The 19,803-nt window shown below is 67.2% G+C and carries 19 protein-coding genes and 1 pseudogene; 7 read left to right on the top strand and 13 right to left on the bottom strand.

Translation table 11 applies throughout. The annotated features are described in order from the left end of the window. From P7D22_RS18340 to P7D22_RS18315, 6 genes and pseudogenes are all read left to right on the top strand, one after another. A pseudogene (locus P7D22_RS18340) lies at nucleotides 1-691 on the top strand (cyanate transporter); the annotation flags it as partial. 101 nt (nucleotides 692-792) lie between these two features. Next, nucleotides 793-2,031 (top strand): putative DNA modification/repair radical SAM protein, encoded by a 1,239-nt coding sequence (locus P7D22_RS18335; protein ID WP_319935701.1) that lies wholly within the window; start codon nucleotides 793-795, stop codon nucleotides 2,029-2,031. A 121-nt stretch (nucleotides 2,032-2,152) separates the two neighbouring features. Beyond that, nucleotides 2,153-3,619 carry a UdgX family uracil-DNA binding protein gene (locus P7D22_RS18330; protein WP_319935700.1) on the top strand — a complete coding sequence of 489 codons (1,467 nt, stop codon included), beginning with the start codon at nucleotides 2,153-2,155 and terminating at the stop codon, nucleotides 3,617-3,619. A gap of 735 nt (nucleotides 3,620-4,354) precedes the next feature. Next, nucleotides 4,355-4,591 carry a hypothetical protein gene (locus tag P7D22_RS18325; protein ID WP_319935699.1) on the top strand — a complete coding sequence of 79 codons (237 nt, stop codon included), beginning with the start codon at nucleotides 4,355-4,357 and terminating at the stop codon, nucleotides 4,589-4,591. 16 nt (nucleotides 4,592-4,607) lie between these two features. After that, a complete protein-coding gene (locus P7D22_RS18320) occupies nucleotides 4,608-4,847 on the top strand; it encodes a helix-turn-helix transcriptional regulator (protein ID WP_319935698.1) in 240 nt (79 codons plus the stop codon). A gap of 220 nt (nucleotides 4,848-5,067) precedes the next feature. After that, nucleotides 5,068-5,967: an outer membrane protein gene (locus tag P7D22_RS18315; RefSeq protein ID WP_319935697.1), complete on the top strand. Its 900-nt coding sequence runs from the start codon at nucleotides 5,068-5,070 to the stop codon at nucleotides 5,965-5,967. Between the two features lie 65 nt (nucleotides 5,968-6,032). Here the strand turns inward: P7D22_RS18315 and P7D22_RS18310 are convergent, their stop codons facing one another. The 10 genes from P7D22_RS18310 to P7D22_RS18265 form a co-directional block, all read right to left on the bottom strand. After that, complete coding sequence (locus tag P7D22_RS18310; protein ID WP_319935696.1) at nucleotides 6,033-6,230, bottom strand: hypothetical protein; 198 nt, start codon at nucleotides 6,228-6,230, stop codon at nucleotides 6,033-6,035. A 333-nt stretch (nucleotides 6,231-6,563) separates the two neighbouring features. Continuing rightward, nucleotides 6,564-7,508 (bottom strand): D-ribose ABC transporter substrate-binding protein, encoded by a 945-nt coding sequence (locus P7D22_RS18305; RefSeq protein ID WP_442916114.1) that lies wholly within the window; start codon nucleotides 7,506-7,508, stop codon nucleotides 6,564-6,566. An 89-nt stretch (nucleotides 7,509-7,597) separates the two neighbouring features. Continuing rightward, nucleotides 7,598-8,692 carry an ABC transporter permease gene (locus P7D22_RS18300; protein WP_319935694.1) on the bottom strand — a complete coding sequence of 365 codons (1,095 nt, stop codon included), beginning with the start codon at nucleotides 8,690-8,692 and terminating at the stop codon, nucleotides 7,598-7,600. Between the two features lie 18 nt (nucleotides 8,693-8,710). Next, a complete protein-coding gene (locus P7D22_RS18295) occupies nucleotides 8,711-10,252 on the bottom strand; it encodes a sugar ABC transporter ATP-binding protein (protein ID WP_319935693.1) in 1,542 nt (513 codons plus the stop codon). Then, nucleotides 10,249-10,911 (bottom strand): DUF2291 family protein, encoded by a 663-nt coding sequence (locus tag P7D22_RS18290; RefSeq protein WP_319935692.1) that lies wholly within the window; start codon nucleotides 10,909-10,911, stop codon nucleotides 10,249-10,251. The genes P7D22_RS18295 and P7D22_RS18290 overlap by 4 nt, the downstream gene beginning before the upstream one ends. Beyond that, nucleotides 10,911-12,410 (bottom strand): glycerol-3-phosphate dehydrogenase, encoded by a 1,500-nt coding sequence (locus P7D22_RS18285; protein WP_319935691.1) that lies wholly within the window; start codon nucleotides 12,408-12,410, stop codon nucleotides 10,911-10,913. The genes P7D22_RS18290 and P7D22_RS18285 overlap by 1 nt, the downstream gene beginning before the upstream one ends. Beyond that, entirely contained in the window at nucleotides 12,407-14,008 is a 1,602-nt protein-coding gene (locus P7D22_RS18280) for an FGGY-family carbohydrate kinase (RefSeq protein WP_319935702.1), read from the bottom strand. The genes P7D22_RS18285 and P7D22_RS18280 overlap by 4 nt, the downstream gene beginning before the upstream one ends. Nucleotides 14,009-14,185: 177 nt before the next feature. Further along, nucleotides 14,186-14,818 (bottom strand): TenA family protein, encoded by a 633-nt coding sequence (locus P7D22_RS18275; protein WP_319935690.1) that lies wholly within the window; start codon nucleotides 14,816-14,818, stop codon nucleotides 14,186-14,188. Between the two features lie 338 nt (nucleotides 14,819-15,156). Continuing rightward, nucleotides 15,157-16,059 carry an SDR family oxidoreductase gene (locus P7D22_RS18270; RefSeq protein WP_319935689.1) on the bottom strand — a complete coding sequence of 301 codons (903 nt, stop codon included), beginning with the start codon at nucleotides 16,057-16,059 and terminating at the stop codon, nucleotides 15,157-15,159. A gap of 82 nt (nucleotides 16,060-16,141) precedes the next feature. Continuing rightward, on the bottom strand, nucleotides 16,142-16,666 hold the full coding sequence (locus tag P7D22_RS18265) for a superoxide dismutase family protein (protein WP_319935688.1): 525 nt from the start codon (nucleotides 16,664-16,666) through the stop codon (nucleotides 16,142-16,144). Here P7D22_RS18265 and P7D22_RS18260 point away from each other — a divergent pair. After that, nucleotides 16,665-17,981 carry a lytic murein transglycosylase gene (locus tag P7D22_RS18260; protein ID WP_319935687.1) on the top strand — a complete coding sequence of 439 codons (1,317 nt, stop codon included), beginning with the start codon at nucleotides 16,665-16,667 and terminating at the stop codon, nucleotides 17,979-17,981. The two genes, P7D22_RS18265 and P7D22_RS18260, sit on opposite strands and share 2 nt — an antisense overlap. Nucleotides 17,982-18,020: 39 nt before the next feature. On the opposite strand, the gene P7D22_RS18255 is transcribed toward P7D22_RS18260, so the two are convergent. The 3 genes from P7D22_RS18255 to P7D22_RS18245 form a co-directional block, all read right to left on the bottom strand. Beyond that, on the bottom strand, nucleotides 18,021-18,881 hold the full coding sequence (locus P7D22_RS18255) for a hypothetical protein (RefSeq protein ID WP_319935686.1): 861 nt from the start codon (nucleotides 18,879-18,881) through the stop codon (nucleotides 18,021-18,023). A gap of 40 nt (nucleotides 18,882-18,921) precedes the next feature. Next, nucleotides 18,922-19,137 (bottom strand): hypothetical protein, encoded by a 216-nt coding sequence (locus P7D22_RS18250; RefSeq protein WP_319935685.1) that lies wholly within the window; start codon nucleotides 19,135-19,137, stop codon nucleotides 18,922-18,924. A 164-nt stretch (nucleotides 19,138-19,301) separates the two neighbouring features. Next, nucleotides 19,302-19,803, bottom strand: a 502-nt coding sequence (locus P7D22_RS18245) for a hypothetical protein (RefSeq protein WP_319935684.1), incomplete at its 5' end; no start/stop codon positions are given.

Raw genomic sequence — 19,803 nt, 5'->3', positions numbered from 1 at the left:
CGGCACGGGCCGCATCGCCTGGGGGCTGCCGGTGCTTGCGGTGGCGCTGGTCTGGAGCCCCCAGGCGATGCGGCCCGTGCCGCAGGGGCGTGCCCGCCCGGCCGGCCCGGGAGGCTCGCTGCTGCGTCAACCGCTAGCCTGGCAGGTGACGGGCTTCATGGGGCTGCAATCGGCGCTCGCTTATTGTATCTTCGGCTGGTTCGCGCCGCTGCTGCGGGCCCGCGGCCTCGATGCCGCCACGGCCGGCTATGTGGTCAGCTTCTCGGTGCTGGTGCAGACGGCCGCCTGCCTGCTGGCGCCCGGCCTTGCGACCCGCCGCCGCCATCAGGGCCCGTTCAACGTCGCCGTGGTGGCACTGGCCGTGATCGGCTTCCTGGGCGCGCTTTTCGCACCGCTGTCGACCGTCTGGATCTGGGCCGCCATCCAGGGCGCCGGCCAGGGCAGCCTCATCGCGGTCGGCCTGCTGGTGATCGTGCTGCGGGCACCCGACGCCGCCACGGCGGCGCGCTTGTCCAGCATGGCGCAGGGCTTCGGCTACACAGTGGCGGCCTTCGGGCCGTTGGTCATGGGCGCCCTGTTCACCACCACCGGCCGGCCGGGCGCCACGGCGCCGCTGATTCTGCTGATCGGTGCCGGCGCGGCGCTGTCGGGCTGGTTCGCGGGCCGCGACCGGGTGCTGCCCCTGGCCTGAACGTCGCCCAGCCTGCACTTCGGCCCTGCGGCACGCGGCCCCGCCCCCTTGCGACACGCTGACCCGCTGCCTAGAACAAAGGAGCAACGTTCGGGAGCCTCATGCCGAAGCACGACCTACAGGGTAAGCTGGCGATCCTCGCCGATGCCGCCAAATACGACGCCTCCTGCGCGTCGAGCGGTTCGACGAAGCGCGGCTCGAAAGGCGAGACCAAAGGCGTCGGGTCCATCACGGGCGCCGGCATCTGTCATTCCTATGCGCCCGACGGGCGTTGCATCTCGCTTCTGAAGATCCTGCTGACGAACCATTGCGTCTACGATTGCCTTTATTGCGTCAATCGCGTGTCGAGCGATGTCGAGCGGGCGCGCTTCACACCGGAAGAGGTGGTGAAGATCACGCTCGACTTCTACAAGCGCAATTACATCGAGGGGCTTTTCCTGTCGTCGGGCATCATCCGGACGCCCGATTACACGATGGAGCAGCTCGTCCGCGTTGCGAAGCTGCTGCGCGAGGAACACCACTTCCGTGGCTATATCCACCTGAAGACGATCCCCGAGGCCGATCCGCAGCTGATCGAACAGGCGGGGCTCTACGCCGACCGGTTGTCGTTCAACGTCGAGCTGCCGCGCGAACAATCGTTGGCCAAGCTGGCGCCGCAGAAGCAGGCCGGCACGATCCGCAAGGCGATGGGCGGCTTGCGGCTGCGGCTCGAGGAAGCGGCCGACGAGAAGAAGTCGCTGCGTCACGCCCGCCGCTTCGCGCCCGCCGGGCAGAGCACTCAGATGATCGTCGGGGCCGATGGCGAGAGCGACCGCGACATCATCAGCTCCAGCGTCGGGCTCTACAGCGGCTATAACCTGAAGCGCGTCTATTATTCGGCCTATAGCCCGATCCCTGGCTCGTCCCAGGGCCTGCCGGCCAAGAAGCCGCCGCTGATGCGGGAACACCGGCTTTATCAGGCCGACTGGCTTTACCGGTTTTATGATTTCACGATGGCCGACGTGCTCGACGCCACGACGGACGGCATGCTCGACCTCGACCTGGATCCCAAGCTCGCCTGGGCGTTGAAGCACCGGGCGGTGTTTCCCGTGGACGTCAATACGGCGCCACGCGAACAATTGCTGCGCATCCCCGGTCTCGGGGTGAAGAGTGTCGACAAGATCCTGCGGGTGCGGCGGCTATCGACCTTGCGCTTCGCCGACGTGCTGAAGCTGACGAAGTCGATCAAGACCATGCAGAGCTTCATGACGGCCTCCGATTGGCATCCTGGTCAGGCGCTCGACCGGGCCGCCCCGGCGACCTTTGTGCCGCCGGAACAAAAGCAACTCGCGCTGTTCTGATCCGTTGAAGCAACGGCTCCGTCATGGTGGGCGGAGCGAAGCAATCCAGAAGCACAACGCCGGTTTGCATTGTCTGGTCGGCTTGACCGCCTTGTGACGACGGTTTCAGGAGTTCTGCGTCATGCCGGTGGTCACCCTCGACAGGCCCGATGATTTTCCTGGCTGGCGCGACCGGGCACGGCACCTCGCCCAGGCCGGCGTGCCGCCCGACGAAGTGCGGTGGCGCATCCAGGGCGAGGCGGCAGACCTTCTCGAGGCCGACGATGCGGCCCCCCCGCCACCGGGACCACCGCGCGAGCTGCGGGCCTCGCGCCGCTTCATGGACCTTGCCGAGCTCGTCGCCTGCCATCGCGACGCCGACCGCTTCGCGTTACTATACCGCATCCTGGTGCGACTGCAGGATCAGCCGCGCCTGATGGAGATCGACACCGACGACGACGTGTTCCGGCTCGACCGCATGGCGCGCGCGGTGCGGCGCGACATCCACAAGATGACGGCCTTCGTGCGCTTCAAGGAGGTGCAGACCGAGGACTGCCCGATCTACCTCGCCTGGTTCGAGCCCGACCACCACATCGTCGACCGCGCCACCGGGTTCTTCGTCAACCGCTTCGCCACCATGCGCTGGACCATCATCACGCCCGAGCGCAGCGTGGCCTGGGACGGGAAGGCCGTGACGCATGGCCCCGGCGGCACCCGCGCCGACGTGCCGGAAGAGGACGCCACCGACGAGGTGTGGCGCACCTATTACGCCAACATCTTCAACCCTGCCCGCCTGCATGTCGATGCGATGAAGCGCGAGATGCCGATGAAATATTGGAAGAACCTGCCCGAGGCGCGGCTGATCGCGCCGCTGATCCGTTCGGCCGGCGAAAAGGAAGCTGCCATGATCGCCAAGGCCCAAGCCGAGGCGCCGAAGCGCGCCGCCATCATCGTCAAGCGCCTGGAGGAGGTGCGCGAGCGCCCCTATGACCCGGGCGAGAACGATCCTCTGCGCCGCCTGAAGCACGAAGCGGAGGCCTGCCAGCTTTGTCCGCTCTACGAGCATGCGACCCAGACGGTGTTCGGCGAAGGCTTGCCGACCGCCGACCTCGTTTTCGTGGGCGAGCAGCCGGGCGACAAGGAGGATCTGGCCGGCAAACCCTTTATCGGACCGGCCGGGGCGATGTTTAACCGGGCGCTCGACGAGGCCGGCATCGACCGGCGCCGCGCCTACGTGACCAATGCCGTGAAGCACTTTAAATTCGAGCCGCGCGGCAAGCGCCGCATCCACCAGAAGCCGGGTGTCGGCGAGATCAACGCCTGCCGGCATTGGATCGAGGCCGAGATGCAGGTGCTGAAGCCGCGCCTGACGATCGCGCTCGGCGCCACGGCGATCCGCAGTTTGACCGGCAAGACGGCGCCGATCCTGTCGACCCGCGGCCAGATTCTGCCGTCGCTTTTCGCCGGGCCGGTGTTCGTCACCGTCCACCCTTCGTTCCTGCTGCGCCTGCCCGACGAGCAAAGTCAGAAAATCGAATACGGGCGCTTCGTGGCCGACCTGAAGGCCGCGCGGGACATCGCGGCCCAGGAGCCGGAACGGGTGGGGTGAGGTCGGCGCCTCCTTTATGGAAGCAAGAATTCTCGTTTGAGGATGTCGACGAGTGCGCGGGCCGCCTCGGCATCGAATTGCAAGGTCTGGCTTTGCGTGCCTGGGTGTTGCCTGCCGGGCCGCCCAAAGGTGTTCACTTGAACAATGCGTCGACCCTCCGTCGAGAAGGCCGAGTAGGTGGCCTCCACTTCGTCATGGATGGACGGCCGATTGAGAGGCTCATGTGTAAGCGTTCCGATTAAGGCCATCGCCAACCCCCCGAGATGAATCGCCCAAGATTAGCGAGCGGCACGCCAGCACCTCAAGCCATAAAGCAACGGGCTTGATCAGGATGGGATCGCTGATGGCGTGTCTCGATGGGCTGGTGGCGCCACGCAGCATCGGCGCGGTGTGCGCGATCCGTGGGAGGTCCCGCTCACGATCAGGAGCCGGGCCACCCTGAAGCAGCCCGGCTCTGATCATCGTGGCAAGTCAACACGTGACAAGGCCATGCCAGCAAGTCGCATGACAGGTTGCCGTCTCAAAACGGGAAGCCGCAAGTCTGGCCACGTCTCTATCATTAACGTTATCTTAAAATTGCATGATCCCTTCGTTTTTGAAGGAACAAACGATGCGGGTTACTCTACGTAGTCATTAATGATATGTGTTGTCTAAGTCACTAAGCTTTACTGGAGTTTGAAGAAAGCTCTCCTAAAACACGTTCGATCTACTGTCTGCGTTCTGAAAGCCGCTGCCATGAAGGTCGACCCATTCCCTGCCGATTGTTGTCCCACCAAGCACAAGGATCTGCTGCTGATCGAAACTCGGTTCGAGGGGCAACACTGCTTCGCCGAACTGCAATGCCGTGTGTGTCAGGCACTTTGGAAAGCGGAGATTGGGCCGACGCCGGGCAGCGCCGACACTTTCGCGAGCGGCATGGGGGATCAGCCTGGGTGGCGGGTGCTCAGCCTCACGCCGCACGCCTCGCACTAACAAGCGGGATTGTGCCATGCCTTTGTCCCAGCAACTGCGGAAGGCGCGTGATCTCCTGTCGTGGAGCCTTGCGGAAGCCAGCGAGCGGACCGGCCTGCCGTCGTCGATCATCGCCCGCGCTGAAATCGGCGAAGGCGCGCCCGACATCACCCTCGTCCAGCTTGCCTGCCTGCAAGGCGCGCTCGAGGCCGCTGGGGTCAAGATCGGCTATGACGGAACGGTGGTGCTTGCGCGGGAGGCCCCCCTGCAGGGGTGAAGACGGGAAAACCGCAACCCCGGACCACAAAGCACAGGAGAGTGCTTCCTGGGATCGGTCGATCGTTGCCCTGACGATGCCGAGACTGCGGGCGACCGTTGTTGCATCGCGCTTTGTCGTAAAGGTGCAACATTCGGGCAGAGTTTACGGGCCGCCATCAAATCGAACAGTCATCAGCGGCATCGTCCCCTATGATTGACCGATCCACGGGAGATCGATCATGCGAGTCGCCGGCCTTCTTCTTTCAACAGCCGTTGTTGCCCTCACTGCAACCACAGCGTTCGCAGCCGATCTTCCGAGCCGCGCCGCTCCCCCGGTCTATGCGCCCGCTCCGCTGCCTGTCTTCACCTGGACGGGCGCTTACCTCGGCATCAATGCTGGCTACGTCGATGGCACCACGCGCTTCGACCGCACCACGGGCGTTCTCGCCAACAACAATGCGTCCTTGAACACCGGGATTCGCCCGACGCGGCACACGATCGGCGACGATGGTTTCACCGCTGGCGGTCAGATTGGCTACAACTACCAGCTCGGTGGGCTTGGCGGCTTTGGCGGCGTGGGGAGCGGCATCGTGGTCGGCGTCGAGGCGGACGCAGCCTATACCGATCTTGATCGCACCGACACGTTCAGCAACACGTCGAACTTCGGTGCGCTGGTCACGCCAGGGGCCGCCGCAACGACGCGGGTCAACCAATACCGCAGCGAGCTCGATTTTCTCGGCACGGTCCGTGGTCGCGTCGGCTATGCGTTCAACCAGTTCCTGATCTTCGGGACGGGTGGTTTCGCTTATGGGGATGTGAACCGCCGCACGACCTATTACGGGCCGAATGCCGACACGACGCCGTTCTTCCAGGGCAGCAATAACGGTATCAAGACCGGCTATGTTTACGGCGGCGGTATCGAATATGCGCTGACGGCGAACTCGTTCCTGAGTTTCCTCAACGTGTTCCATTCCAGCGCCGTGACAATCAAGGCCGAGTACCTGCGCTACGATCTTGGCAGTGACACGCTGACCTTCCCCGCCGTGGGGGCTGCGGCGGCTCTCGGGCTTGGTGGTTACAGCGAGCGGGTGCGAACCGAAGGCGACATCGCCCGCGCCGGCATCAACTACAAGTTCTAGGATCTGTCCGGGCCAGGTGGAATCCATTTGGCCCGATGAAGATGGTGCCGAGCGGGTCGAAACGATTACGGCCGCCGTTGCTCGCGTCGCGCTCGCCTGACCTCGGCCGCGATGCGATCGGAGTGTTCCTTGGCCAAGCGCTGGGCGCGAAGCTTGGCGATCTTTTCGGCCTCGGGGTCTCGGACGTGTTGAGCCTCGCTGGATGCCGGCTGCTTGAACACGGCTTCGGCTCGCGCCTTGGCGGATTTATCGGGCGTCGCCATCGTCACAATCGCTCCATGTCGGGGCATTCAAGCGTCCGCAGCCCCCGCTGATCTCATCAACCGATCGAGGAAGCCTCGGCCATCAGCGCAGCGTCGTCGCAGACGGCTTGATGAAGGCCGCGACGACAGCCCCGCGCCGCGCCAAGCGTCTCGGCCCCCCGTCTCTGCACACGGCGCGCCGGAGACCCACTGATCGGCAACGACCCGGCATCAGGGATGCGGAGCCATTGAATACTATGGGTGGAACGCCGACGAGGCCGGCCGCGATCCATCGATGCGCGACCGGCCCGTTCTTGCAAAAGCCTTGGCGGCCGGAGGTCTAGCTGGCGTCGATCACGGCGTCATGGTGAAGGGCGCCGTCATCTTGGCGGCGTTGTCCTTGGTGATCAGCACGCAGTCGAACAGCTGCTTTTCCTGGGCGGCGCCGGTCTTGCCGGTCTTGATGAAGCTGTCGGCTTCCTGCACGGCCTTGGCCGAGAAGATCGCGACGGGCTGCAGCACGGTATATTGCAGCTCGCCCGCCTTGACGGCCGACACCGCATCCGGCGAGCCGTCGAAGCCGCCGACCTTGATGCCGCTGAGCTTGCCGGCTTCCTTCAGGGCCGCCACGGCCCCGAGCGCCATCTCGTCATTGCCCGAGATCACGCCCTGGATGTCCGGATGCGCCTGCAGCAGGTTCTGCATCTTGTCGTGGCCCTGCGTGCGGTCCCAGTTGGCGACCTGCGAGCCGACCTTCTTCAGGTCGTCGTACTGGCTCAGCACGGTGTCGTAGCCGTTCGAGCGCGTGGCGGCGTTGTTGTCCGACGGCGAGCCGAGCAGTTCGACGTAATTGCCCTTCTGGCCGATCGCCCGCACCCATTGCTGCGCCCCGAGCGCCGCGCCCTGCGCGTTATTGGACACGAGCTGCGCCTTGGCGAGGCCGTCCTGGTTGATCTCGGCATTGACGAGGATCACGGGGATGTTGGCCGCGATGGCTTTCTTGACGGCGCCGACCGAGCCCGACGCATTGGCCGGGTCGAGAATGATGGCCACCGACTTGTTGGTGATGGCGGTGTCGATCAGCGTGCTTTCGGCATTGGTGTCGCCCTTCGAGGCGCCGACATTCGCCTCATAGCCGAGCTTCTTGGCCTCGGCCGAGGCGACATTGCCTTCCGTCAGCCAATAAGGATTGGACGGGTCGTTGACGATGATCGAGATGAGCCCGGCCGCCGAGGCCGAGAGCGCGGTGCCGGCCAGCAGCGGCGCCGCGAGCGCAAGCGCCTTGAGCGTGGTGGTCATTGCCTTCCTAGACATTCACATACCCCTAGATGGTTGCTTGATGCCGGTTATCCGGCTGTTTCCGATGGGCCGTTCCCGGCCCATGGGGCCTAGCCCGCGAGCTTCGCTGCGGGTGTCGCTCCTGCGACGGCCGGCGCCTTGGCGCGGCCGCGATACTGGATGGCGTTGAGCAGCACCGCCAGCACGATCACCGCGCCCGTGAAGACCGTCTGCCAGTATGATGAAATTCCGATGATCACGAGGCCGTCCGACAGGAAGCCGATCACAAAGGCGCCCAGCATCGTGCCACGGATGTTGCCCCGCCCACCCGTCAAGGCGGCGCCGCCGATGACGACGGCCGCGATGGCGGTCAGCTCATAGGTGGTGCCCGCGGTCGGGCCGGCCGAGGTGAGCTGGGACGACAGGATCAAGCCCGCGATGGCGGCGCAGACGCCCGACAGCGCATAGACGGTCATCTGCACGAAGCGGGTCGGCACGCCCGACAGTTCGGCGGCGCGCTCGTTGCCGCCCGAGGCGTACAGCCAGCGGCCGAACGGCGTGCGGGTCAGCACCAGGCTGCCGAGGAAGGCCAGCACCACCATCACGACGACGCCGATCGGCACCCCCATGATGCGATTGAAGCCGAGCCAGTCGAACCCCTGGTTGCCGAGGTCCGGCCGCCCGCCGAGGCTGTTGTAGGTGAGGCCGTTGGTGATCAGCAGCGCGATGCCGCGCACCATATACATGACGCCGAGCGTCGCCACGAAGGCCGGCACCTTGAAGCGCGCGATCAGCACGCCGTTGACGAGCCCGATCAGCCCACCGAGCCCGCAGGCCAGGATCGCCACCACCCAGACCGGCGGGTAAAGGATGACGCCGAACCACGGCAGCGTCACGCCCTGCATCAGGAAGCCGGCGATGACGCCCGACAGCCCCAAGGTCGAGCCGACCGACAGGTCGATGCCGCCGTTCAGGATGACCAGCAGCATGCCGATCGCCAGAATGCCGAACAACGCCACATGGGATGCCATGGTGAGGAAGTTGCCGACCGTGAAATAATACGGCGACAGGAACGAGAAGACCGCGATGATGAGAATCAGCGCGAAATAGGCCCGGCCTTCGAGCAGCACGCGGCCGAGTTCGAAGCCGCCGCCCGACGCCGAGGCGCGAGAGGGCGGTGTTGTGGTGGAAGCGGCGTTGGTCAAAAGCGGGGCTCCCGGTGTTCAGTGGACCACGGCTTCGCCGGAGGCGGCCATGATCTGCTCCTTCGAGGCGTCGGAGCCGAATTCTGCGGAAATCTTGCCGCGCGCCATCACGATGATGCGGTGCGCGATCGACAGGCACTCGGCCACCTCGGAGGTGGAGAACACCACCGCGAGGCCGTCCCGGGCGCGTTCGGCCAGGAGGCGGAACACTTCCGCCTTGGCGCCGATATCGATGCCGCGGCTCGGCTCGTCGAGCAGGATAACGCGCGGATGGGTGGTCAGCATCTTGCCGATCACCACCTTCTGCTGGTTGCCACCACTGAGCGACCCGATGGCCGCGTGGCCGCCAGCCGTCTTGATGGTGACGCTCTTGATCGACTGGTCCACCATGGCGCGCTCGGTCGAACGCGACAATAGCACCCGTTTGGCAAAGGCGCCGATCGAGGCGAGCGACAGGTTTTCGCCGACCGTCATGGTCTGCACCAGGCCGTCGCGCTGCCGATCCTCCGGCACCAGCGCCAGACCCTGCGCGATGCGCTCGGCGATGGTCAGGCGGGATATCTCCCGCCCCTCGAGCCGCACTTCGCCGCCCGCCTTCGGCACCCGGCCCGCGATACATTCCAGCATCTCGGTGCGGCCCGCGCCCATCAGGCCGTAGATGCAGACGATCTCGCCGGCCCTGACATCGAGCGACAGGCGGTCCACAACCGCGATCCCGGTGTTGGCGGCGTCCGTGACGGTAAGGTCCCGCACCGACAGCGCGACCTCGCCGAACTGGTAGCCGGTCGGCGGCGTGCCGAGGTGGTAGTTCTCGCCCACCATGTTGCGGACGATCCATTCGAGATCGATGTCGGCGCGATCCGCCTTGGCGGTCATCGCCCCGTCGCGCAGCACCACGGCGTAGTCGGTGATCTGCAGCGCTTCTTCTAGGTGATGCGAGATATATACGATGGCGACACCGCGGCTCTTCAGGTCGCCGATCACCTTGAACAACACCTCGACCTCGGCGGCCGACAGCGCGGAGGTGGGCTCGTCCATGATCAGGATGCGCGAATTGACCGACAGCGCCCGGGCGATCTCGACGATCTGCTGCTGGCCGAGGCGAAGCGTCTCGACCGGGGTCATCGGGTCGATGTCCTCCTCGAGCTCGGCCATCAGCACCTTGGCCTGCCGGGCTTCCTCAGCGTAGTCGATGCCGGTCGGGCCGGCGATCTCCCGGCCCATGAAGATGTTGTCGCGCACGCTCATGTTGGGCGCGAGGCTGAGCTCCTGGTGGATGATCGAGATGCCGGCGTCGCGCGCTTCCGAGGCCGAGGCAAAGGTGACGGGGCTGCCGTCGAGCTCGATGGCGCCCGACGTCGGCTTCACGACGCCCGACAGGATCTTCATCAAGGTCGACTTGCCGGCGCCGTTCTCGCCAAACAGCGTCGTCACCTTGCCGCGGCGCACTTCGAAGTTGACGCCCTTCAGCGCGTGGACGCTGCCATAGGCCTTGGCGATGTTGTTCGCCGTCAGCACCACGGCCGCATCGCGGTCCGGCGCGGCGTCGGGCCGGGTCATTGCACCACCACCTTGGTGGGCGTGACCAGCCAGGCCTTGGGGTCGCTGGTCTCGAAGGCGCCCACCACCGACAGGGTTTTGCCGGTGAGGTTCGCGGTGTCGATCTTCGACAAGACCTGCTTCTTCATCTCCTTGTTGAGGGCGGAGCCGGCGTTCTGATACTCGATCTGATTGGTGAACTGGCCGAATTTCACCGTGCCGGGGACGTCCCGCAGCGCGGTGCCGTTGATGGCGGGCCCCGTCTGGACCTGGACCTTGAAGCCGTCCGGCAGGCCGGGCACCTGCAGGTCGTAGACGCCGAGGTCGGATTTACCGGCCGTGCCGGTCAGCGTCACCGGATAGGCATAAGCGTCGCCGCCCGGCGCCTGCACGCCATATTGCTTGGCGGCTGCCGCCGGGTCCTTGGCCAGGGCGGTCGCCAGCGTCACCGCATCGACGGCCTTGGCTGCAACCGCCGCCTGGACCTTCGGGAACTCGGTCCGGCCGAACTCGGCCGGCACGAAGGCGCCGGGCGGGCCGCCGCCATCAGCACCGATCCGCACCACCTTGGTGTCATAGGCCATGACACCAACCAGCACGATCGCGGCCACGGCCCCGATGGCGGTGCGGGATCGCGCGCGGGCGGGCGCCTTCGGGCGCGTCGCGGCAGACTGGCTCATCAGGCGGCCTCCATCCAATGGTCGAAGTCATCGCGCTGGCTTTGCGAGATGTGCAGGCCGTGCTTGGTGCGGCGGCGCAGGATGTCCTCGCCGGTCAGCGCCCATTCGGTACGGCGCAGGAAGTCGGCCTCGCGGCGATACAGGAGCCCGCCGAAATGCTGGCCGAGGTCGGCCATGGTCGTCGCGCCCTCGAGCAACTCGCGAATGCGGGTGCCGTAAAGGTGCGCGTAGTGTTCGGCGAGCGCCGGCGGAAGCCAGGCGTAGTCGGCCTGGACGCCTCGCAGGAAGGCCGCGAAGTCGGCGTTCGGGATGTCGCCACCGGGCAGCGGCGCCGTGGCGGTCCAGGCCCGCCCGGCCTGCGGGAAATGACCGGCGATCTTGTCGAGCGCGTGTTCGGCGAGCTTGCGGAAGGTGGTGATCTTGCCGCCGAACACCGATAACAGCGGCGGCTGGCCTTGCGTGTCGTCGATCTCGAACACGTAGTCGCGCGTCACGGCGGAAGCGTTCTTGTCGGCGTCGTCGTCGTAGAGCGGCCGCACGCCCGAGAAGCTGTAGAGCATGTCGGCGGCTTTCAGCGGCACCTTCAGGTAGCGGTTGAGCACGCCCAGCAGGTAGTCGATCTCGGTCTGCTCGATCGCCACATCCTCGGGCTTGCCCGTATAAGGAATGTCGGTGGTGCCGATCAGCGCCTTGTCGCCCTCGTAGGGGTTGACGAAGATCACCCGCTTGTCGTCGTTCTGCAGCAGATAGGCCTGCGGCCCGTCCCAGAACTTCGGCATCACGATGTGGCTGCCCTTGACGAGCCGCACCTTGTATTTCGAGTTGCGGCCCGCGACGCGGCCGATCACGTCCTCGACCCAGGGGCCGGCCGAATTGACGAGCGCCTTGGCCTTGACGGTGTGGGTCTGCCCGTCCTGGCCCTTCATGGTCACCACCCACACAGCGCCGTCACGCCGCGCCGAGGTGGCGGCCGTGCGGGTCAGCACCGTGGCGCCACGGTTTTTGGCGTCGAGCGCGTTCAGCACCACGAGGCGGGCATCGTCGACCCAGCAGTCGGAATATTCGAAGGCTGTCGAATAGGCGTCCTTGATGGGCTTTCCTTCGGGCGCTGTGCGCAGATCGACCTTGCGGGACCGCGGCAGCATCTTGCGGCCACCGAGGTTGTCGTAAAGGAACAAGCCGGCCCGCACCATCCAGGCCGGGCGCTGATCGGGCGAATGCGGCAGCACGAAGCGCATCGGCCAGATGATGTGGGGTGCGGCGCGCAACAGCACCTCGCGTTCGATCAGCGCTTCGCGCACCAGCCGGAACTCGTAATATTCGAGGTAGCGCAGGCCGCCATGGACGAGCTTGCCGGATTTCGAGCTGGTGCCCTCGGCGAGGTCGCCCTTTTCGCAAAGCAGGACGGTGAGGCCGCGCCCCGCCGCGTCGCGCGCGATGCCGGCGCCGTTGATGCCGCCGCCGATGATCGCGATGTCGACCGTGCCGTAGTCCGTCATGGCTGGGATCTCGGGTTCGGGAGGGGAGATGCCTGGGGGACTCCGCCACGGATGGCGTCCGCCATGGCGTGCCACACGGGCGGCGCCGCGCGCCGGGCCGCCTGATAGGCCGGGAAAAGGGCCTCGTAGCGCCGCGCCAGCGCCGGGTCGGGCTGCTGCGCGGCGCCGAGCGTCGGCGTCACCCAGCGGTCGATGCATTGGTCCATGGACGGGAAGAAACCGGTCGCCACCGCGGCCACCATGGCGGCACCCGCGGCCCCGGCTTCTTCGCGGCTCGAGGTGCGCAGCGGCACGCCGAGCGCCGCCGCAAGGATGGTGCGCAGCGCCTTTGAGCGCGCCGCGCCGCCGGTGATCCGCACCTCCACCGGCCGCGACCCCATGGCGTCGTAGCAGTCGCGCGCCGCGAGGCCGAGGCCCTCATAGACGGCCCGCATCAGGTCGTAGAAGGAATGCCGGGCCGTCAGCCCGTGGAACTGCGCCCGGGCGGTCTGGTCCACGAAGGGGCCGCGCTCGCCGGCTTCCGAGATGTAGGGGTGGTAGAGGATCGTGCCGGCTTCGGCGGCCAGCACATGGTCGTCGAGGTCGAGGAAGATGTCGGCGCGCGATTTGTCGACGCCGTGCTGCTTAAGGATGCCGCGCGCGAGATCGACCAGCCAGTCGATGTTGAGCGTCGAGGCCATGTTGGATTGCAGCTGCGCGAAGGTGCCGGGTACCGGAAACGCCAAGGTGTAGCCGGTCGAATCCGGGTTGAGTTTTACGGCATCGGCCGAGCGGGCGATCCGCATGTGGCAGCCGGTGGAACCCACGATGGTGCAGCCGGTTTCGCGTTCCGGGTCGTAGAGCCCGGCGCCAAGGCCCGTGGCCACGATGTCGATCGGGCCAAGACTGACCGGCAGCCCCTCGCCGAAGCCGATCTCGCGCGCCGCGGCGGCACTCAGCCGGTGGGTCTGCCGGGAGCCGTCGACCATCGGGGGCAGCAGCCCCGCGCGATCCGCAAGGCCGAGCGCTTCGAGCGTGGCTGGCGCATAGGCCAGCGTGCGGAAGTCGCCGAAGGAATGCACGCCCTCGGACGCGTCGGCGGCCCGCACGCCGGTGAGCTTGAAATACAGCCAGTCCTTCAGGTGGAAGGCCGTCGCGGCCCGCGCCATCGTGGCCGGGCGGTTCTCGACGAGCCAGCGCAGTTGCGGCCCCATCTGGCAGGCCACGAGACCAGAGCCGGTGTTTTCATAAATGCGGCGACCGGCTTCGGAACCCCGCAACGCTTCGGTGATGCGGCCCGAGCGCGCGTCAAGCCAGATCAGCGCCGGGCCTGCCGGCTCGCCATCCGCATCCACCAGCCAGGTGCCGTCGCCCTGCGCCGTCACCGCGATGGCGGCGGTGCGCTCGGCCAGGTCCGGCACCACGGTCGCAAGGTCACGCAGAGTGGCGGCGGCATCACGCCAGGTCTGCCGCATGTCCTGTTCGGCGCCGGCGCCCTCGACCACCTGGTAATGGTTCGGCGTCGCCGCGACGCCCACCTGCACGCCGTCACGCGTGAAGGCGATCGACTTGATGACCGAGGTGCCCGCATCGATGCCGATCAGCAGGTCGCGCGCCATCACGCGTCACGTCCGCGGCGCGCAGCGATAAGCACCCTGATCGCGTGAAGATTGGCCTTTGGCTGTGCCACCGGCGTCCGCCCTGAAAAATTTTTTTCGTTATGCAAAAAATTCCACGCCGGGCGGCTTTCGTCAAGCGTCTTCGATCGAGCCGCCCGTTTATCGCGAACAGCTTGGTCAGGCCGTGAAGGCGGTGTCGAAGAACTGCTCCTCGAGCGCCACGGCCCGGCCGAACAGCGCCTGGCATCGTTCGGCCTCGGCCGGCCCGACGCGGTCGAGCTCCGCCCGCAGGAACCCGACGAGGTCGCGGAAATCGGGATTATCGTGCAGCGTGATCCATTCGGCGTGGATGAAGCGCGGCGGCAGGGCAGCGGCCCGGCTGGCCCAGTCGAGGTAGAGCCATTCGGCCACGCACAGTACTGCCAGCGCCGCCGGATAGCTGCGGGCTGCCGCAGCCTCGGCCATCAGGCCCTTGAAGCCGGCCGTCGGCGCGGCGTCGGGCTCCGCAGCGCGGCGCGCGGTCGCCACCCCGAGATCCGCGAAGGCGCGCTCGAAATAAGTGTTCTCCTCGCCCGCCACCACGCCGACGAAGCGGCCGAGCCGCAGTCGGGGCGCGAGGTCATCGGCGGTCGCCATGGCGGCCCCGAGCAGCGCCAGGAACCGGTCCAGGAAGCGGTAATCCTGCACGAGATAGCGCGCCATGACGGCATCGGGCAGGCTGCCGTCGATAAGCTGGCTGGTGAAGCGGTGGCCCGCGGCCCGCTCCCAAGCCGCACCATGCTGGGCTCGGAGGTCATCGGTGAAGCGCATGGGAGAGTCTCGCGAGGCGTGAGAGTTTCGGCATCCAGCGGCACAGACAGACACCCCCGTGGCGCCCTGTTCCATCGAAGCCTCATTCCGGGGCGGCGAAGCCGAACCCGGAACCGGTGTGCTTCACCTTGCACCCTTGAGGCTCCCCGGTTCCGGCTCTCCGCTACGCTGCGGCCGGAATGAGGGTTCTGGCTACAGCGACTTGTCGCTCCGTCCCAATCCCCGCCTTATTCCGGGGCGGCGGAGCCGAACCCGGAACCGGTGTGCTTCACCTTGCACCCTCGAGGTTCCCCGGTTCCGGCTCTCCGCTTGCGCTGCGGCCGGAATGAGGGCCCGGGTTAGAGCGACTTGCCGCCCGTGGCCCCGTAGGTCTCGCCCGTGATGTAGCTGCCTTCCTGAGACGCCAGCAGCACATAAACGGCCGACAGCTCGACCGGCTGGCCGGGGCGGCCCAGCGGCACCTCCTGACCGAACTTGGAGACCTTCTCCTGCGTCTGGCCGCCGCTCGGCTGCAGCGCGGTCCAGAACGGCCCCGGCGCCACCGCATTGACGCGGATCCCCTTGGCGATCACCTGCCGGGCCAGTGCCTCCGTGAAGGCCTGGATGCCGGCCTTGGTGGTGGCGTAGTCGACCAGCGCCTCGCCCGGGCTATAGGCCTGCACCGATGTCGTGTTGATGATGCTGGCGCCCGGCGGCAGGAACCGCAGGGCCGCCTTGGTGATCCAGAACATGCCGTAAAGGTTGGTCTTCATCGTCTTGTCGAACTGCTCGGTCGAGATGTCGGCGAGGTCCGGCTGGGTGGTCTGCTTGGCGGCGTTGTTGACCAGGATGTCGAGGCCGCCGAAGGCCGCCACGGTCTTTTCGACCAGCTCGGTGCAGAAGCGCTCGTCCGTGATGTCGCCCGGCAGCGCCAGGGCCTTGCGGCCTTCCTTCTCGATCAGGGCGATGACCTCTTTGGCGTCGGCCTCCTCGCTCGGCAGGTAGACGATGGCGACATCCGCCCCCTCACGCGCATAGGCGATGGCGGCGGCGCGGCCGATGCCGGAATCGGCGCCCGTCACCAGGGCCTTGCGGCCGGCGAGCCGGCCATAGCCCTTGTAGCTCGTTTCGCCGTGATCGGGCTGCGGGTCCATCTTCGAGGCGAGGCCGGGGGCAGCCTGCGGCTGCTTGGGGAAGGGCGGGGTGGGATATTGGGTGCGCGGGTCCTGCATGCGCAGGCGTTCGGTGGCGGCGTCGGTCATGGGATACTCCGTGGATGGCGGGGCAACGGCCCTAGGCTGCAGCGGTTCCGGGCGCGATGGTCGCAACCCGACGATTCGAGCGTCAGGACACGGACGCGCAGGCGATCCGGGCGCCGGCCCCGCCGATCGGCTGGCTCACATAATCGTCCGGGTTGGCGTGGATGATGACCGCGGCTCCGTCGTGGCCCAGCAGCGCCGGCACGCTGCCGGCCCCCTGGCGCAGGCGAACCTTGTCGCTGAACAGCTCGGCCGTGGCCTTGCCATCCGCCCCGACATACAGGTTCGGCAGGTCGCCGGCATCGGTCGCGTCGGCGTTGAGAAGGCCGTGCTTCGGCATGCCGGTGCCCATGTGGACATGGCCGCCGGCGCTCTCGAATTTCGGCGCCTCGCACTTGCCCTTCTCGTGGAAATGCAGGCCGTGCCAGCCCGGCGCGAGGTTCTGGGCCTCGATCCGCAGCAGCACGCCGTTCGGGGCTTCGGTCAGCGTCACGGTGCCGAGCGTTTCGCCCTTGGCGTCCTTGAGAGGCGCCGTCAGGGCTGGGTCCGCGAAGGCGGGGCCGACGAACGCGACCGCGAGACAAGCGGCCAGCACGGATGGTTTCAGCATGGGGATCTCCGACGGGTTCGAGGCGGCAACGCCCGGGGGTGGATTCCGGTCGCATCGGCCGCTGGACGGTTGTCGCCCGGGATGGGACAAGCCCGCCCTGGTGGAAACCAAGGAAACACCGATGATCCAGTCAGGCGCTTGGTCGCGCGGCGGCCGCCTCGGTACCGTGATCCTGCTGACGCTGTTGATGCACGGGCCCGCCGTGGCAGCCCCCGACCTGCCGGCCTTCGTGGCCGGCCTGTGGCCCGCGGCCGCGCGGCAGGGCATCCCGCGGCCCCTGTTCGACGGCACCTTTGCGGGGGTGACGCTCGATCCGACCCTGGCGCCGCTGATCCGCGCCCAACCGGAATTCGCGAAGCCGATCGGCGCCTACCTGCAGGCCCAGGTCACGCCAGGCCGCATCGCTCAGGGTCGCGCCGTCCTGGCGACGTGGCACGACGTGCTGGCCGGCGTCGCGGCCGACACCGGCGTTCCGGCCGCGACCCTGGTGGCCATTTGGGGCCTGGAAACCAATTACGGCACTGCCTCCGGCAGCAAGGACGTGATCCGCTCGCTCGCGACCCTCGGGGCGCTCGGCTGGCGGCCCGAGCTGATGCGCGACGAACTGCTGGCGGCGCTGACCCTGCTGAAGGACGGCGCGGTTGCACGCGCGCAATTGCGCGGCTCCTGGGCAGGCGCCATGGGTCAGCCGCAGTTCATGCCGTCGAGCTTCGCCAAATATGCGGTCGACGGCGACCGGGATGGCCGCCGCGACATCTGGACCGACGTGCCGGATGCGCTCGCCTCCATGGCCAACTTCCTGAAGCAACAGGGCTGGCAGGCCGGGCAACCCTGGGGGTTCGAGGTCCGGTTGCCGCCAAACTTCGACATGGCGCAGGCCCACGGCGGCTTCGCCGACTGGGCGGCGCGGGGGCTCGTGCGCGCCGACGGCGGGGCGCTGCCCGGGGCGGGCGACGCCACGCTGTTCTTTCCCGCGGGCGCCGCCGGGCCGGCCTTCCTGGTGACGGCCAATTATCCCGTGATCAAGACCTACAATTTTTCCGATGCCTATGTGCTGAGCGTCGTCACGCTGGCCGACCGCATCGGGGGCGGCGCGCCCCTCCATGCCGCTTGGCCGAACGACCCGGGGCTGCCGCGTGCGGCCCGCATCAGCCTTCAGGCGCGGCTGGCGGCGCTTGGCTACCCGGTCGACAACCGCGAGGGCCGCATCAGTCTCGGTCTGCGCGACACCATCCGGGCCGCCCAGGCGAAAGCCGGCCTCGTGCCGGACGGCAATCCCGACGCGGCGCTTCTGCGGGCACTGCCGGCTCCGTGAGGGTGGCGGCGCTTAGGTGGGCGAGACGCCAGGTGCGGTTCAAGCGGCTTCGGTCAGGTGGATTGCCGGGGCAGGCAGACCCCAGGGGGACGCGAGCGCCGCGTCGCGCAAGCGGGCACGCAGCGCCGGCGCGGCCTCGAAGCCGAAGGGCTCCGCCAGCAGCGGGCGCAGCAGGTCGCAGGCGAAGAAGTTGAGCCAGCCGAAACCGCGCGTGCCCGCGACGCGGTGGCGGGCCGCCCAATTGTAGAGAGCCACCAGTTCAGGCAGCGGGAGGCCGAGCCGCAGGCCGGTGCCGGCTTCGGCCATGGCCCGGAACAATCGCCATATCGAGATCCGCGCTTCGGCCGGGATGGCGAGCGCCGTCCGGAAGCCGCTTTCGATCGCCAGCGCCAGCGTCACGGCGCCAAGATTGACATCGCCCGAGGCGGCCGAGCGCAGGGCCGAGGCGCGGGCGACCGCATGTGCGAAGGGCAGCGGCGGCACGGTCGCGGCCCGGTAGGCGGTGCCATCGCGGCCGAGGCCTGCTGCATGCCGGGCCAGAAGGTCGAGCAGATCCGACAGCAACAGGGCATGGGCCCTTTCGCCCGGCTGGCTGGCCGGCCCCAGCAGCGCGGCCGCGACGGGGCCGTAACGGACGAACAGGTCCGCCTGCGCGCCATGCCAAGCCGCCCAACCCTGAGAGCCGGGCAAAGGCCGCGGCGCAAAGACAAGCAAGGCCGGCTCAGGGAGCCCGGCCGGGCTCGGGCGTGGAATCTCGCCAGCACAAAGGGTTGTGGCAAGGCGGGTCAGGACGCTGCCGGCCCGATCCAGCAGTCTCGCATCAACGGGACCGGGCGCATCCTCTAGGCGTTGGACGATCCGGGTGAAGCGGACCAGCGTGCGCCGATTGTCGGGCGGCATGGCGGCAGGGTCCGAGGCTCGGCCGGCGACCCCAAGGCGCTCAGGCTGCGGCGGTGTTGTATTTTTCAGCGAGCTTCTGTTGCAGCTGGTTCGGCTGCGCCGGTGTTGCGATGTCCCGGGCGACGCCAGGACCGCGCACATCCGCGATCGCACGGTCAAGCGCCTTCAAGGCCCGGTAGTCCTCCGTCTGCATGAGGCGCTCCTCGATCTGCAGGCGCAGGGCGCCCATGGCGATGATTGCAGAGCCTTCCATCATGGTCCGGGTTCCTTCCAGGCGATGCGGAAGCATGACCTGCCAGGGTGAATGAACCCTAAAGGCAGGTCGCGAACCTCAACCGAAAATCGCCTGTCAGGCTAGGCCCCAGCCAAGCCTGACTTCCAACGCAAGTCCCTGAAAGCCGCCCCACGCCACCCCTGGCTTCAGAAGTCGAAGAAGATGCCGCCTGATTCCTGGCCACGGGGATTCTCGTTGAACGGCAGCGAAAAACGCCGCGGCAAGGTGGAACGGCCAAAACTGTCCTGCAGATAGCTCGCGTAGATCGGCTCGTTCAGCGTGGTGCTGGCCGATAGATTCGAGTCCTGGGTGCCGACGTTGGCGGCGGTTCCCATGTCGAGCCAGCTACGACGGTTCACCGTCAAGGGCGGCGCCTGGGTGGAGACCACGGCGGCCACCCGGTGATGCCGGACATCCTGCGCCTGAGCGGGAGCAAGCCCGGCCAGCAGCATCAAGACCCCAGCGGCGGAAAAAAGGACGTGGCGCATGATTTTGCCCCTGAGACGGATATTCTGGTCAGATAACCATAGCTTCGCCATGAAGTTCCCAACCGAAGCTGAGCTGTCTTGACGTCCACGCACCGTGGAACGGCAGGTCAAAGCGTGCTCTTCAACAAGGCTCGAGAGTCCTGGGGCGCATCGGCCGGCG

It is taken from the genome of Lichenihabitans sp. Uapishka_5, from assembly GCF_033947565.1.
Classification (GTDB): domain Bacteria; phylum Pseudomonadota; class Alphaproteobacteria; order Rhizobiales; family Beijerinckiaceae; genus Lichenihabitans.
The sequence above is the reverse complement of the archived record's forward strand: the minus strand, read 5'-3'. Positions and strand labels throughout refer to the sequence as shown.

What these genes read in the sequence shown, in the direction of transcription:
- P7D22_RS18275 (WP_319935690.1), bottom strand. Translation starts at nt 14,818, where the DNA reads ATGCGCTTCACCGATGACCTCCGAGCCCAGCATGGTGCGGCTTGGGAG.
- P7D22_RS18315 (WP_319935697.1), top strand. Translation starts at nt 5,068, where the DNA reads ATGCGAGTCGCCGGCCTTCTTCTTTCAACAGCCGTTGTTGCCCTCACT.
- P7D22_RS18330 (WP_319935700.1), top strand. Translation starts at nt 2,153, where the DNA reads ATGCCGGTGGTCACCCTCGACAGGCCCGATGATTTTCCTGGCTGGCGC.
- P7D22_RS18295 (WP_319935693.1), bottom strand. Translation starts at nt 10,252, where the DNA reads ATGACCCGGCCCGACGCCGCGCCGGACCGCGATGCGGCCGTGGTGCTG.
- P7D22_RS18260 (WP_319935687.1), top strand. Translation starts at nt 16,665, where the DNA reads ATGGGGATCTCCGACGGGTTCGAGGCGGCAACGCCCGGGGGTGGATTC.
- P7D22_RS18255 (WP_319935686.1), bottom strand. Translation starts at nt 18,881, where the DNA reads ATGCCGCCCGACAATCGGCGCACGCTGGTCCGCTTCACCCGGATCGTC.
- P7D22_RS18335 (WP_319935701.1), top strand. Translation starts at nt 793, where the DNA reads ATGCCGAAGCACGACCTACAGGGTAAGCTGGCGATCCTCGCCGATGCC.
- P7D22_RS18320 (WP_319935698.1), top strand. Translation starts at nt 4,608, where the DNA reads ATGCCTTTGTCCCAGCAACTGCGGAAGGCGCGTGATCTCCTGTCGTGG.
- P7D22_RS18250 (WP_319935685.1), bottom strand. Translation starts at nt 19,137, where the DNA reads ATGATGGAAGGCTCTGCAATCATCGCCATGGGCGCCCTGCGCCTGCAG.
- P7D22_RS18280 (WP_319935702.1), bottom strand. Translation starts at nt 14,008, where the DNA reads ATGGCGCGCGACCTGCTGATCGGCATCGATGCGGGCACCTCGGTCATC.
- P7D22_RS18305 (WP_442916114.1), bottom strand. Translation starts at nt 7,508, where the DNA reads ATGACCACCACGCTCAAGGCGCTTGCGCTCGCGGCGCCGCTGCTGGCC.
- P7D22_RS18325 (WP_319935699.1), top strand. Translation starts at nt 4,355, where the DNA reads ATGAAGGTCGACCCATTCCCTGCCGATTGTTGTCCCACCAAGCACAAG.
- P7D22_RS18290 (WP_319935692.1), bottom strand. Translation starts at nt 10,911, where the DNA reads ATGAGCCAGTCTGCCGCGACGCGCCCGAAGGCGCCCGCCCGCGCGCGA.
- P7D22_RS18270 (WP_319935689.1), bottom strand. Translation starts at nt 16,059, where the DNA reads ATGACCGACGCCGCCACCGAACGCCTGCGCATGCAGGACCCGCGCACC.
- P7D22_RS18265 (WP_319935688.1), bottom strand. Translation starts at nt 16,666, where the DNA reads ATGCTGAAACCATCCGTGCTGGCCGCTTGTCTCGCGGTCGCGTTCGTC.
- P7D22_RS18310 (WP_319935696.1), bottom strand. Translation starts at nt 6,230, where the DNA reads ATGGCGACGCCCGATAAATCCGCCAAGGCGCGAGCCGAAGCCGTGTTC.
- P7D22_RS18285 (WP_319935691.1), bottom strand. Translation starts at nt 12,410, where the DNA reads ATGACGGACTACGGCACGGTCGACATCGCGATCATCGGCGGCGGCATC.